10 protein-coding genes are annotated in these 13,204 nt (G+C 68.7%); 9 read left to right on the top strand and 1 reads right to left on the bottom strand.

Annotation, left to right across the window (positions count from 1 at the left end):
• Positions 1-28 precede the first annotated feature (28 nt).
• The 8 genes from ACFZB3_RS04975 to ACFZB3_RS04940 all read left to right on the top strand — a co-directional run bounded on the left by ACFZB3_RS04975 (position 29) and on the right by ACFZB3_RS04940 (position 11,407).
• Positions 29-790 carry an ABC transporter permease subunit gene (locus ACFZB3_RS04975; protein ID WP_391372019.1) on the top strand — a complete coding sequence of 254 codons (762 nt, stop codon included), beginning with the start codon at positions 29-31 and terminating at the stop codon, positions 788-790.
• Between the two features lie 30 nt (positions 791-820).
• Complete coding sequence (locus tag ACFZB3_RS04970) at positions 821-2,551, top strand: RICIN domain-containing protein (RefSeq protein WP_391369854.1); 1,731 nt, start codon at positions 821-823, stop codon at positions 2,549-2,551.
• 222 nt (positions 2,552-2,773) lie between these two features.
• Complete coding sequence (locus ACFZB3_RS04965; RefSeq protein WP_391369851.1) at positions 2,774-4,285, top strand: protein kinase; 1,512 nt, start codon at positions 2,774-2,776, stop codon at positions 4,283-4,285.
• A gap of 41 nt (positions 4,286-4,326) precedes the next feature.
• Positions 4,327-5,292: a pirin family protein gene (locus ACFZB3_RS04960; RefSeq protein ID WP_391369848.1), complete on the top strand. Its 966-nt coding sequence runs from the start codon at positions 4,327-4,329 to the stop codon at positions 5,290-5,292.
• A gap of 1,254 nt (positions 5,293-6,546) precedes the next feature.
• Positions 6,547-7,908 (top strand): dsDNA nuclease domain-containing protein, encoded by a 1,362-nt coding sequence (locus ACFZB3_RS04955; protein WP_391369845.1) that lies wholly within the window; start codon positions 6,547-6,549, stop codon positions 7,906-7,908.
• Entirely contained in the window at positions 7,905-8,477 is a 573-nt protein-coding gene (locus ACFZB3_RS04950; protein WP_391369842.1) for a hypothetical protein, read from the top strand. The genes ACFZB3_RS04955 and ACFZB3_RS04950 overlap by 4 nt, the downstream gene beginning before the upstream one ends.
• A gap of 1 nt (position 8,478) precedes the next feature.
• Positions 8,479-10,419 (top strand): hypothetical protein, encoded by a 1,941-nt coding sequence (locus tag ACFZB3_RS04945; RefSeq protein WP_391369840.1) that lies wholly within the window; start codon positions 8,479-8,481, stop codon positions 10,417-10,419.
• A gap of 364 nt (positions 10,420-10,783) precedes the next feature.
• Entirely contained in the window at positions 10,784-11,407 is a 624-nt protein-coding gene (locus ACFZB3_RS04940) for a hypothetical protein (protein WP_391369837.1), read from the top strand.
• A 40-nt stretch (positions 11,408-11,447) separates the two neighbouring features.
• On the opposite strand, the gene ACFZB3_RS04935 is transcribed toward ACFZB3_RS04940, so the two are convergent.
• Complete coding sequence (locus ACFZB3_RS04935) at positions 11,448-12,680, bottom strand: pentapeptide repeat-containing protein (RefSeq protein ID WP_391369834.1); 1,233 nt, start codon at positions 12,678-12,680, stop codon at positions 11,448-11,450.
• A 207-nt stretch (positions 12,681-12,887) separates the two neighbouring features.
• On the opposite strand from ACFZB3_RS04935, the gene ACFZB3_RS04930 reads away from it, so the two are divergent.
• On the top strand, positions 12,888-13,130 hold the full coding sequence (locus tag ACFZB3_RS04930) for a hypothetical protein (RefSeq protein ID WP_391369831.1): 243 nt from the start codon (positions 12,888-12,890) through the stop codon (positions 13,128-13,130).
• Positions 13,131-13,204: the final 74 nt, after the last annotated feature.

The raw sequence follows: 13,204 nt of genomic DNA, 5'->3' as shown, positions 1-13,204 counted from the left end.
CTTGATCGGTCTCTGCCTGACCGCGCTGATGCTGTTCCCGGTGTACTGGATGCTCAACGTGTCCCTCACCCCGCAGCAGGACATGCGCAAGGACCCGCCGGACCTGCTCCCGCTGCACCCGACCTTCGAGGGCTACCGGGCGGTCCTCGACGACCAGCTCCCCTACCTGGGCACCAGCCTGCTGATCGGGATCGGCACGGTCGCCCTGACCCTCCTGATCGCCGCCCCGGCCGGCTACGCCCTGGCGAAGCTGCGGCCGCGCGGGGGCGGGGCACTGGGCCTGGCCCTGCTGATCGCCCAGATGATCCCGGGCATCGTCATGGCGATGGGCTTCTACGGCATCTTCCTCGACCTCGACCTGCTCGACTCCTGGTGGGGGCTGATCGTCGCGGACTCCACCATCGCCGTGCCCTTCGGCGTCATGATCTTCACCGCGTTCATGTCGGGCATCCCCGGCGAACTCGTCTCGGCCGCCCGGATCGACGGCGCCGGCACCTGGCGCACCTTCCGGTCGGTCGTCCTCCCGCTGAGCCGCAACGCGGTCGTCACCGTCTCGCTGTTCGGCTTCCTGTGGGCCTGGTCCGACTTCGTCTTCGCCAACACCCTGGACGGCGGCGGCAGTTGGAAGCCGATCACGCTCGGCATCTACAAGTACATCGGCAACAACAACCAGGAGTGGAACGCGATCATGGCGACCGCCGTCGTCGCGTCGGTCCCCGCGGCCGTCCTCCTCGTCCTCGCCCAGCGCTATGTGGCCGCGGGCGTGACCGCGGGCGCGGTGAAGGACTGACACCCCCAACTCCTCAAGGAGACGCATGCCATGAGCCGCACACCCCGCAGAGCCGCCCTCGGTGCGGTGGTACTCGCCACCGCCCTCGGCACCACCGCCCCCGCCCAGGCGGTCCCCACCTCCGCCACCACCCTCGTGGTGAGCGCGAACCAGACCCTGCGCCCGGTCACGCACGTGGCCACGGGCAGCCTCTACGGCCTGGACACCGCGAGCGTCCCCGCCGACAGCCTGGTCGAACCGCTGAAGCCGAACACCTTCGTGCAGATGGCGCCCGGCGGCAGCCAGCTGCCCAACGGCGAGCCCGGTCCCGGCGGTGACGCCCTGGTCGTCGCCCCGGAGGCGGCCAAGGCCGGCGCGAAGGTCGTCGTACGCATGCCGGACTGGTACCCCGACTTCCCCTACAAGTGGGTGAGCTGGAGCGACTGGCTGTCGGCCGTCGACAAGCAGGTCGCGTCCGTGCAGTCGTCCGGCGCCACGAACATCAGCGCCTACGAGCTCTGGAACGAGCCCGACGGCACCTGGGACACCTCGGCGGCGGGCGCCTTCGACGACGGCTGGTCACGAACGTACAAGGAGGTCCGTGCGAAGGACACGGGTACGCCCATTCAGGGGCCCAGCTTCGCGACGTACACCGACAGCAAGATGAAGACGTTCCTCCAGGACGCCATCGCGAACAACGCCGTGCCCGACATCGTCAGCTGGCACGAGCTGCAGAGCAGCGCGAACATCGCCGCGCACGTGGCCGACTACCGGGCGCTGGAGTCGAGCCTGGGTCTCAGCCCCCGCCCGATCGCCATCGAGGAGTACGGCACCACGAGCGAGGTCGGCGTCCCCGGACCGCTCGCGAGCTATGTCGCCAAGTTCGAGCGGGCCGGCGTGCACGACGCCGAACTCGCCTTCTGGAACCACTACGGCACCCTCGGCGACACCCTCACCGACACCGGCGGCTCACCCAACGGCGCCTACTGGCTGTACAAGTGGTACGGCGACATGTCCGGGAACATGCTGGTCACCACGCCCCCGGCGCAGACGGGCATCGACGGCTTCGCCGCCCGCAACGGCGCGGGCAACCAGATCAGCGTGGTCGCCGGCGGCTGCACCGGTTCGTGTGCCGTCACCGTCAACGGGCTGTCCTCGCTCTCCGCCTTCGGCAGCACCGTGCACGTCAGGCTGGAGTACACCCCGTCCAAGGGCCGGACGACCGCCGTCTCCGGGCCGGTGACGATCTCGGACACCGACTACGCGGTCAGCGGCGGCTCGATCACCGTACCGGTGACGATGAACGCCTCCGACGGCTACCGCCTGACCATCACCCCGAGCGGCACCGCCACCTCGCTGGCCGGCCGCTACCAGATCACCAACAGGAACAGCGGGCTCGCCCTGGACACCAGCGGCGCGGGCACCGCCCAGGGCACGGCCGTCGTCCAGGCGACGTCCACCTCGGGCGCCGACCAGAACTGGACCCTGGTGGCCGCCGGCAACGGCCTCTACAAGATCCAGCAGCAGGCGAGCGGTCTGCTCCTCGGCATCACCAACGCGGGCACCGGCGACGGTGGCACCGCCCTGATCTGGGGCGACAACGGCACCGCCGACCACCTCTGGCAGCTGATCCCGTCCGGCGACGGCTACTACAAGATCGCCAACTACAACAGCGGACTGCTGCTCGGGGTGAACAACATGAGCACCTCCTCCGGCGCCCAGGTCCTCCAGTGGGACGACAACGGCACCGCCGACCACCTGTGGAGACTGACCGCACGCTGACGTACGCCACAGTGAACCCGAGCACACCCGTGCGGGGCGACGACCTTCATTCGTTGCCCCGCGCGGCCGTTTCCGATCGATTTGCAGCCGGAAAGACCAGCATGCCCCCGCCATCCCAGGCGCACGGGTCGGGCGACCGACAGATCCGAACAGGTGACCAGCAACGCGCGGTTATCGTGACGGGACTCATCGAACGCGGACAGAGCTGGCGGAGGACGGGCGGTGTCGGACGAGGGGCGACTGGTCGCCGGGCGGTACCGGCTGACCGAGCGGATCGGACGCGGCGGCATGGGCACCGTGTGGCGGGCCGAGGACGAGGTGCTGGCCCGGCAGGTCGCGCTCAAGCAGCTGCACCCCCGCCCGCACCTGTCCGACGACGAACTGGCCACCCTCTACGAGCGCACCCGCCGCGAGGCCCGCAGCGCCGCCCGCGTCGTCCACCCCAACGTGGTCGTCGTGCACGACGTGGTGGACGACGGCGGCCGCCCCTGCATCGTCATGGAGTACGTCGCCGCGCCCACCCTCGCCGACCTCCTCGACGGCGGCCGGACCCTCCCGCCCGAGGAGGCCGCCCGGATCGGCCTCGGCATGACCGGCGCGCTGCGCGCCGCGCACGCGGCCGGTGTCCTGCACCGGGACGTCAAGCCGGGCAACGTGCTGCTCGGCCCGGGCGACCGGGTGGTGCTCACCGACTTCGGCATCGCGCTGACCGCCGGCTCGTCGACGCTCACCCAGACCGGCCAGATGGTCGGCTCGATCCCCTACATGGCCCCGGAGCGGCTGCGCGGGCTGACCCCGGGACCGGCCTCGGACCTGTGGTCGCTGGGGGCCACGCTGTACCAGGCGGTGGAGGGCCGGCCGCCGTTCCGGCGCGAGACGGCGATGGAGACGGCGTACGCCATCGTCACCGACCCCGTCGAACCGATGAAGCGGGCGGGCCCGCTGGAGCCGCTCGTCCGGCTGCTGCTCGCCAAGGACCCGGCGGAACGCCCCTCGGCGGAGCAGACGGAACGGGCACTGCTGGCGACCTGGTCGGGAGCGGTACCGGAGGCGACCCGGCGCCGGCCGACCCCGCCGGCCCCGACCGCAGCGGAGCCGACGGCCACCCGTACCGGACGGCGCCGCGCCCGGCGTGGCCGGGGCGTCCTGGCGGCCGGTGCGGTCGCCCTCGTGGCCGCCGCCGCGGTCACGGCCGCCCTCACCCTCCCGCGCACCCCAGCCGACGGGCACGACAGGCATCCGGCGACATCGAAGTCCGCGTCGGCGAGCCCGGCCCCCGCTCCCTCGCCCCTCCCCCAGGGCTACCACCTCGTCGGCGACAGGACCCTCGGCGTCTCCTTCCCCGTGCCCGACGGCTGGACCGCGGGCACCCGCGCCACCGACGAGGTCACCTACAAGGACCCGACCGGCCTGGCCGGCGTCACCATCGGCACGGTGGAACCGGCCGGCGCGAACCCCGTCACCCACTTCGCGGACATCGAGGCCAACACCAAGGTCAACTACCCGACCTACCGGCGGCTGCGCATGCAGCGGACCGCCTTCCGCGGGCAGCCGGCCGCGGTCTGGGAGTTCACCTTCCGGGGCCGGGCCCGCGTCTTCCGCGCCATCGACCTGGGCTACGGCAGGGAGGGCGGCCGGGAGTACGACATCTACCTCTCCGCGCCGGACGCGGCATGGGGCACCTACCGGCCGGTCTTCGAAAACGTGAAGGACGGATTCCGTACGACCGGCTGACCGCTCGGCAACACGGACCTTCGGCCGCTAAGTTGTCCGGCATGAGCAACCTTGACCGCGCGCCCGTTCCGAGCGTGTGCGGCGGCCGCGGATTCGTCGTCGCCGAACCCGTCCGCGAGCTGCTGAGCCCCCGCCACGTGCAACTCGGCGAGTCGACCGAGGTGCGCCGGCTGCTGCCGAACCTCGGCCGCCGCATGATCGGTGCCTGGGCGTTCGTCGACCACTACGGCCCCGACGACATCGCCGACGAGCCCGGGATGCAGGTCCCGCCGCACCCGCACATCGGGCTGCAGACGGTCAGCTGGCTGCACCAGGGCGAGGTCCTGCACCGCGACTCGACCGGCAGCCTCCAGACGATCCGCCCCCGCGAGCTGGGGCTGATGACCTCGGGCCGGGCGATCAGCCACTCCGAGGAGAGCCCCAGGTCGCACGCCCGGTACCTGCACGGGGCGCAGCTGTGGGTGGCCCTTCCGGACTCCCACCGCCACACGGACCCAAGGTTCGAGCACCACCCTGACCTGCCGACGGTCACCGCCCCCGGCCTGACCGCCACGGTCATCCTCGGCGCCCTGGACGGCGCGACGTCCCCCGGTACGACGTTCACCCCCATCGTCGGCGCGGACCTGGCCCTCGCCCGGGGCGCCGACCTCCGCCTGCCGCTGCAGACCGACTTCGAGTACGGCGTCCTGGCGATGTCCGGCGAGGTACACGTCGACGGCGTGCCGGTGCTCCCGGGTTCGATGCTCTACCTGGGCTGCGGCCGCACCGAACTCCCCCTGCGCGCGGAATCGGACGCGGCGATCATGCTCCTGGGCGGCGAGCCGTTCGAGGAGGAGCTGATCATGTGGTGGAACTTCGTCGGGCGTACCCAAGAGGATATCAAACAGGCTCGCGAGGACTGGATGAGCGGGTCGCGGTTTGGGGAAGTGAAGGGTTACGACGGGGCGCCTCTGCCTGCTCCCGAACTGCCGCCGGTGCCGCTGAAACCGCGGGGTCGAGTGCGCTGAGCAGGAACTTCACAACCTGACGCACACAGCACCGGGCGAGGTGAAACACACCCCGCCCGGTTCGCACAGACAGCCAGAGCAAACTCCTGTCACACCACTCGTTCCACCACACCTCAAAGTGCAGGTTTCGCCAGCCATAGTCAGCTTTGATCGGACTGATGCTGACCCAATGCTGACTTTACTGACAGGTAGTCAGATCTCCGGAGAGGGCTCTGCTCTCGCTTCGCCCGCCGCACTCACCTCGGCGTTCTCAGACTCGCACCGCGAGTCGCCTACGGACGGCCCTTCCCGCGGGCAGTGAAAATCACCTCGCCCTGAAGGAACGATGCTGACCGCAGTCCCAGTTATGGGGTCTCCACAATCGCACCGCTTGGCACGCCCGGGCGCCGTAACACTGGGCAGCGTCTCCGAAGCGGTTCACCCGGCTGCGCTCCGAAGCTCGCCTCCAGCGCGCAGCTCACGCGCTGGGGACCGTCCCTGCGGGTGCAGGAAGCAGGGTGCTTACCCGTCCAGGGTGATCCCGAAGTAGGAAGCATCCCCGCGGGCGCGGGGAACAGCCAGTCACCAGCGCGTTCTGGCGCGCCGGCGAGGAACCATCCCTGCAGACGCTGGGAACAATCCATCTCGATACTCAGGGCGCGCCCTGGGGCCATCCACACGTGGCGGGGAGTAGGTGGCTGGCGTGCGCTGCGAAGACATTGGGTGCACTACTGGGCGATGGGACCATCACCGCGGGGGCGGGGAACAGCACTGAACGCGGATGCCCAGTCGAGCCTTGCACACCGTCGCCGCCGGTTGCGCGCTACTGCTCGGTGCAGCCAACGGCATCGTCGCGTTCTCCTCGGCGATGGGGACGCAAGGTCACTGATGTCGAAGACGCGTTCCCGCTCCGCGCAGTAACGCACTTACGGGTCCCCCTCCTCGGTACTGCGACATGCTCTGCTGGGCGGCCCTGTGCTCGCCGCGCTACTGGCCGTCGCCGGTTTCCTCGCGTATCTGACCCGCGTGAGGAGCCCCGCCTCGACGCAGCCTGTCCAGAGCCCGAGGTGGCATCGCCCAAGGCGACCGACGGCCAGCGAGCGACCGTCGGAGCACCGCCAAAGACGAGCCGCTTCCAACCGACACCATCAATCCCGCGACGGACAGTTACGTGATGGACCTGGAGTGTGATACGGGTAGAGATCTTCCCGTCAACTGGCGGAGCAGACGTGGAGAAGTACGCGCTCTCATGCGGGGCCGGGGCGGGGGACGTTGATGGTCGATGCGTCGGGCAGAGCCACCAGGGCCGGGGCTCCTGAGACTGCTACAGGCCCGGACGGTTCGCCGCACGCGGTCTTCGGGTTCGCCCCGGGTGAAGACAGCGGTTCGGAGACGTTGGGCCGTTACCGCTACCAAGCGGAGGTGGCCGCGCGGGACTGCTTGGCCATGCTCACGGAAGACGCGATCGATTTCGTCGTCTGTGAATGGCACGAAGACTTTGTAGTGGCATTCACGGACGGGTCCGTGGAACTGGTCTCGGTCAAGCACCGCGAGGAGGATCAAGGCCCCTGGACACTCGTCAAGTTGTGCAGGACCGGCGGCCTTACCCACCTCTTCGACCGGTGGTGTGCCTGCGGGTGCGCCGCAAACGTGCGGCTCAGGCTGGCGACCAACGCGGCTATGAATCCAGCCAATGCCGGTCCCCTGGCTCGGATGTGCGGTCCGGATCCTGAGATCACAGACGGCCTGTCAGTCATAGTCGACACGGTCGCCCGCCAGATGTTGAAGGTCCGCTGGGACGAGCCCTACGACAACGTCCCCGAGACTCCCAAAGTGCCGATCGCGGACATCCAAATACCGCCAGGTTTCACGGAGAGGGTCAGGCGGTTCCTCGCGGTCCTGGAGATCTCCTGCGATCCTCCCCAGCGCGCCCACATCACGGACGTCAACATCCAGAGTCTGCTGGTGCCCGCGGTCGAGCGTCTGCAGTTGACGCATGTCGACATGGCGGCCAGTTATCGAAACATCGTGGATCGGATCGAGCGCGCCAATCGTGACGAGAGCGATCGCGGCCAGCTCGCCGCATACCTCGCCGATCCGAGCCGCGTTCGCTACAGCACGCAGATGCGGCAGCGCATCGCGCGACGTACCATCACCCGCGACGTCCTCCACTCAGAGATGGCGTACACGTCGGTCCAGCTGGCCACGTTCCCACGGGGCCAGGTCCCCCTGGTGGCGCCGGGGGGCGCCAGACTCGACCGCAAGTTGTCGCGCGGCCTGGTCCCCTCGGACGAGGCGGCATTCGCGGAACGGCTCCGCTCGGCGTGGTACGCCACATGGTCCGAGCGACGCTCCGGCCTGGCCGGAGACGACACCGATCTTCTGAACCTGTCCACGGATGTCCTGGAAGTCGTCTTCGAGTGCAAGCGCCACGCCCGCTCGCAGATCCGGGACGGCAGCGCGTACGGCAGCATGATGAATGACCTGCTCGCCCAGCGGCTCAAGGTCGACGGGCTGTCCACGCCGCCTCCGTTCCTGGTGAAAGACCAGCATCTGCTGGGGCTGGCCTACCAGCTCTGCGACGAGTGCCTCTTCTACTTCTCCGAGAGCTTCGACGCCGACGGTGAAGCGTCATGACGCCGGGCGCTGATTTCGAGGCGGCGGCACGCCGTATCCGAACCCTGCGGCGGCAGGCCGAACAGCGCGAGAGCCAGTACCACGAAGCGCGGGTTCTCTTGCTCATTGCACACTTCACCACCTCCAGGAGCAGCTTGGCGGGTCTGACCAAGCTCGCCAAACTCGACTTCCTGCTGCGCTACCCGGCGATGTTGGAGCGTCTCCTTCCGGCCGGTCAGGCCTCCTGGCCGGAAGGAACCGCCCCGTCCTCGGAGGAGCGGCTGGCGGTGGAGAGCCGGATGACTCGCTACAAGTACGGGCCCTGGGATCAGCGCTACTACAGCATTCTGGGCTCCCTCGCCGCCCGCGGCCTGATCACCTACGGCGACACGGCCCGAGCCGAATTCCGCGTCACCGAGCAGGGCGCCGCTGCCGCTGCCGCCCTGGCCGCCACACCGGAGTGGTCCGTCGTCGCCAGCCGGATCAAGCTCCTCAAGAAGCATTTCAACAAAACAGGATCGGCCTTGAAGAACCTCATCTACGACCGTCTGCCCGACGCGGTGGACCGGCCCTGGCGGACGGAGATCTGACATGGCCGTCAACCTGCGTATCCTCTCCCTGACGGTCACCACCGCCGAGACGGAGAAGACCTACCGCTTCGACCGCCCGACCACCGTGATCACCGGCCCCATCGGCACCGGCAAGTCCAGCCTGCTGATGCTCTTCAAACACGTCCTCGGCGGCACCGCCATGCTCACCCCGGCCGTCCGCGACCACGTCCTGTCCGTCCAGGCCGAGATCGTGGCCGGCGCCGAACGCCTCGTCCTGCGGCGCACCATCGAGGGCGACACCGCCAACACCGTCGACCTCCTCGACCCGCGCTCCCTCTCCCTTGAGCGCACCCTGCCCCTGCGCAGCACGGACAGCAGCGGACCAACCCTCTCTGACCACCTGCTCGACGCTCTCGGCTTTCCCCGCGTACAGATCGCCGCGCGCCGCGAGGGAGTAGCGCGGCCGCAGAACCTCACCTTCAATGACCTGTACGCCTACGTCTATCTCCAAGCCCGCGAGATCGACCGGCAGGTCGTCGGACACCTGGACTCCTGGTTCGAGCCCAAACGCAAAGAGCTCTTCCGATTGATGTTCACGCTGACCGACAGCGTGCTGCTGGAGCTCAAGGCCACCGCGAGCCAGCTCACGGACAGGCTGAAGGCCCGATCCGCCGAGCACGACAACGTCGGCCAGTTCCTCGCGGCCTCCGATCCCCGCAGCGACGACGAGCTACGAGCCGAACTCGTACAGCTGCGCGACACTCTGGGACGGGCCCAATCCGCGCTGGCGAGCCTCCGCACCGAGCTGGAGGAACAGACTGCGGCCGACACCGCGCTGCGGGAGGAACTACAGGCCGCAATCCACGCTGCCAGGCACGCCGAAGAGGAAGTCTCCGCGGCCGCCGACCTTGTGGAGGCACGACGGGCGGTGGTCGCCCAGGTCCAGCTCGACCTCTCCCGTCTCGCACGGTCGGCCACCGCGATCGACCAGCTGTCCCCATTCGAATTCGTCGCCTGCCCCCGGTGTATGCAGTCGCTGACTACACGGGCCGTTCAGGACGGGCACTGTGTCGTCTGCCTCCAGCCCGATCCCGTCGAGGATGATGTCGACCCGGCGGCCATCGAAGAGACACGCAGCGTCCTGCAACAGCAGCTTGAAGACGCGCAGCACATCCAGCAGTCGGACGAAGCACACTTGCAGGCCTCACGGCAGCGGTCGCAACAACGCAACTTCACCGTCACCAGCCTGCGCCGGCAGCTCGACGCCCAGACGCGCGATGCGGTCGCACCGCGCTTCGACGCCATCGCCGATGCGAGCACCCGCGTCGCCGGACTCAAAGCCAGCATCGACGCCATCACCCAGCTCCGGGAATCCTGGGCGCGCGTCCGCGCCATCGACAAGGACATCCGCGACATCAAGGCCGAGCGCCGACAAGTCAACAAGGACATCAAGGAAAAAGCCGAGCAGCTCAAAGCCAGCCAGACGCTGCTCGGCGACCTCAGCACCGAATTCGGCCGCCTGCTCACCAGCTGGCACCTGCCATGGATCCAAACGGCTGTCATCGACCGCGACAGCTACCTGCCCGTGGTAGACGGACAGCCCTTCGAAAGCCTGCAGGCCTCCGGCGGCGGCATCGCCACCTCCGTCAACCTCGCCTACAACCTCACCCTCCTCGTCTTCGGCCTCGACCACGCCAACGTCTTGGTCCCGTCCCTTCTAGTGATCGACTCACCGCGCAAGGCCTTCGGGAACAACGACTCCGACCGGCAACGCGCGGCTGAGATCTACAGCCGTTTCAGGACGCTGGCTGACGCCTATGGCGAACGCCTCCAACTGATCATCGCCGACAACGACCCCCCGCCTATTACCAGCGACTCCTTCGGCAAGGTGGAATTCGACTACGAACACCCCATGGTTCCCGGCGTCGACCACCCCGGCCCCGCACACGTCACACGTATCGAAAACCAGGCGGAGAGCTGACGAGAAGTTCCGAGCGCCCAAGTCCCAGGCGCCCGGGCTCGCGAACCGAACCCGCCGTTGCCCGCGCCGAGTTCGGCACGGCACCGCCGTCATGAGCGTGACGTCGCGACCACCCCCTCGTTGGTCATGCGAAGCCCTGCAGCGATCCGCCTCGCCGCCCCAAGAGACGTACGAGCCGTGCACGGTCCGACCACCCCGGGAACTACGCGGCCCGGAGTGCCGAGACCCATACCTCCCCGTGGGTGCGGGTCTCGCGCTGAGCAGACGCCCGCACCACCGGAGGCCCAGTATGTCCTGCACCCGTCTCACCCGTGCTCGGCGGCCGTGCCGCCACGAGATCACGGACTGGCCGGCATACGACCGCATGCCGATCCCGGTTGCAGCCTGCTGGCAGCACCTCACCGGCGACGAGCGCGAGAAGTGTAAGGCCGCCCGCGCCCGCCGGAACGCGGAGAACCGCGAACGGTTCGAGCAGATGCGCGCCGAGCTCCTGGCCCGGGGCGAGACCGCGCCTGAGCAGGCCCTCCGGGAAGCGAGGCCCTGCACCGGGAAGTGCATCACCCTGGCCGACCAATGGGACCGGGATAACCCCGGACGGTCCTACGACCACAGCGACAGCGCCGTCGTCTCGTGCGCCCGCTGCGACGAGCACGTGTGCATCCTCTGCACAGCGCGTGACCACTGCGTCGGTACCCCGTGCACCAGCCCGAGCGCCCTCCCGGACGACGACTTCAGCCCGGCCGGGGACAAAATCGACCTCGGGCCGACCCCTCGCGCCTACCTCAACACCCTGGTCGGCCAGCTCGCGCGCGTCACCGGCCAACCGCACTCCACAGTCAATGTGCGGATCAACCAGGAGGTCGGCGTCTACAGCCGTGTCGGGGCGGACGATGCCGTGATCCGCCGCGCCGTCGTCGTAGCCCGCGACTGGCTCGCGGCAGAGGAACAAAGGTCACCAGCCACTTACCACAGCAGGCCTAGCGCCTAGAACCCGCGTACGGTTCGACACTCCCGCGGCCTCCCCCGCGTCAGGACGGGGTTGAGCACCACGCCGAGGGCAGGGTGAGACCGGTGGGGAAGAGAGACCCGCTCGGCGGGACCAGGCCCATGGGCGGCACACCGTCCGCCCCCGTAAAGTCAACAGTGCCGCCGGGGAACCACGCGTCGCTGAAGGTGACCGTGCCGTCGGAGAACTGCGAGCGGGCGAAGCTGACCATGCCGTCGGAGAACCGAGCACCAGCGAACTCGACCGTACCACCAGAGAACTCCACGTCAGTGAAGGTGACCCTGCTGCCAGAAAAGGGCGTGTGGCTGAAGTTGACGATGCTGCCGTAGAACTGTGCGTCGGCGAAGTCGACCGTGCCGCCGACGAAATGCGAGCGAGCGAAGGTGACAATGCCGTCGGAGAACTGAACGCCAGCGAACTCGACCGTACCACCAGAGAACTCCGCGCCAGTGAAGGTGACCCTGCCGCCCGAGAACCGTGCGCGGGAGAAGTCGACCGTGCCGCCGGAGAACCGCGCGGCGTAGAAGGTGACCGTACCGGCGGAGAACCGCGCGCCGGCGAAGGTGACCTTGCTGCCGGAGAACTCCACGGCTGAGAAGTCTCCGCCGTCGAAAGTGACCTCGGTGAGGTCGAAGTCGTGGCCCTGCCAAGAGTGCGGGTCGATGGGGGCAAGGCGCAGGTGGTCGCTTATGAGGCGGATGACCGTGTGCCGGACTTGCCGCATGGACAGGTAGGCGTGCCTGGCTTCATCGTCGTCGGCCGGAAGGTCGGCCTCGGCGGTGTAGGGCAGGCGAAGGTAGGCACACAGAACGTCGATGCAGGTCTGGCGCAGCCCTCGGGTGGGAGCGTCGTCGGCGAGACCGGCCAGGGCGTGCACCCCACCCAGGCGTACGGCGGCGGAAACGTCGCCGAGCTGGGCGACCGCAGTGGTGAAGCGTTCGGTGTGCAGGCGGGTTGCCTCGCGCAGCGCGCCGTCCTCGTCGACGCGCTGGCGCCGGTAGGCCACCACCAGGGCGACCAGGGCTCCAGCTCCGGCGACGACGCCGAAGGACAGCTTTACCAGGTCGAAGAGCGTCGTGGAGTCGATGTGAGGCTCGGGTTTGAGTCCCCGCGCGTCCAACAGGTCCCATCCGGTGTAGAACACCGCGACGGACACCAGGACGGCAACGGCAAAGGTCAGGGCGAGGACGGGGCCCACTGGCCACAGGCGCAGGCCGCGGCGTTGTGTCCGACGCTTGGGGAGATGTGCGGTCACATCCCCTTGGGACACCCCATCTCATGGCGTCGGTTGCGGCTCGTACTGCAAAGGATGGCAGCGGCCTCCGGCCTCTGCCAGATCCCTGACAGACCGCCCATTTGTCACCCAGATGGTTTAGAAACGGCTCTTCGGACTGCCCTCGGGCGGAATAACCAGCGTCTTCGTTCAATTGGTCTGGTTGCAAAGATCACGGGAGGGGCGCTGGTGGCCGAGCTGATGTTGTTCCGGCAGGACTCGGACGGGCGGGACATCGAACTGTCCGGCTCGACGGTAGCGCTGGAGGTGGAGCTGCAGAGGCGGGTCGAGGCCGGCCTGGAGCAGATGCTGGGCATACGGTTCGTGGCGTCGGAGTACGCGACCGGTCCGTGGCACCGGGGGCGGATCGACACCCTGGGGCTGGACGAGAACGGCAGCCCGGTGGTGATCGAGTTTACCGACCGCCCGTAGTCCTGCCCGTGATGTCCGTCTGGGACTGTGACCAGCACGTCCTGGGCTTGTTTACCGACCGTGTCCGGGACGTC

Origin of the sequence: Streptomyces sp. NPDC008092 (assembly GCF_042957285.1) — a bacterium.
Taxonomy (GTDB): Bacteria; Actinomycetota; Actinomycetes; order Streptomycetales; family Streptomycetaceae; genus Streptomyces.
Note: the sequence above shows the minus strand (reverse complement) of the source record. Positions and strands in the feature narration are given on the sequence as shown.

Excerpts from the sequence above, each read along its gene's own strand:
- ACFZB3_RS04975 (WP_391372019.1), top strand. The coding sequence starts at position 29 with ATGCTGTTCCCGGTGTACTGGATGCTCAACGTGTCCCTCACCCCGCAG.
- ACFZB3_RS04970 (WP_391369854.1), top strand. The coding sequence starts at position 821 with ATGAGCCGCACACCCCGCAGAGCCGCCCTCGGTGCGGTGGTACTCGCC.
- ACFZB3_RS04960 (WP_391369848.1), top strand. The coding sequence starts at position 4,327 with ATGAGCAACCTTGACCGCGCGCCCGTTCCGAGCGTGTGCGGCGGCCGC.
- ACFZB3_RS04955 (WP_391369845.1), top strand. The coding sequence starts at position 6,547 with ATGGTCGATGCGTCGGGCAGAGCCACCAGGGCCGGGGCTCCTGAGACT.
- ACFZB3_RS04950 (WP_391369842.1), top strand. The coding sequence starts at position 7,905 with ATGACGCCGGGCGCTGATTTCGAGGCGGCGGCACGCCGTATCCGAACC.
- ACFZB3_RS04945 (WP_391369840.1), top strand. The coding sequence starts at position 8,479 with ATGGCCGTCAACCTGCGTATCCTCTCCCTGACGGTCACCACCGCCGAG.
- ACFZB3_RS04940 (WP_391369837.1), top strand. The coding sequence starts at position 10,784 with ATGCCGATCCCGGTTGCAGCCTGCTGGCAGCACCTCACCGGCGACGAG.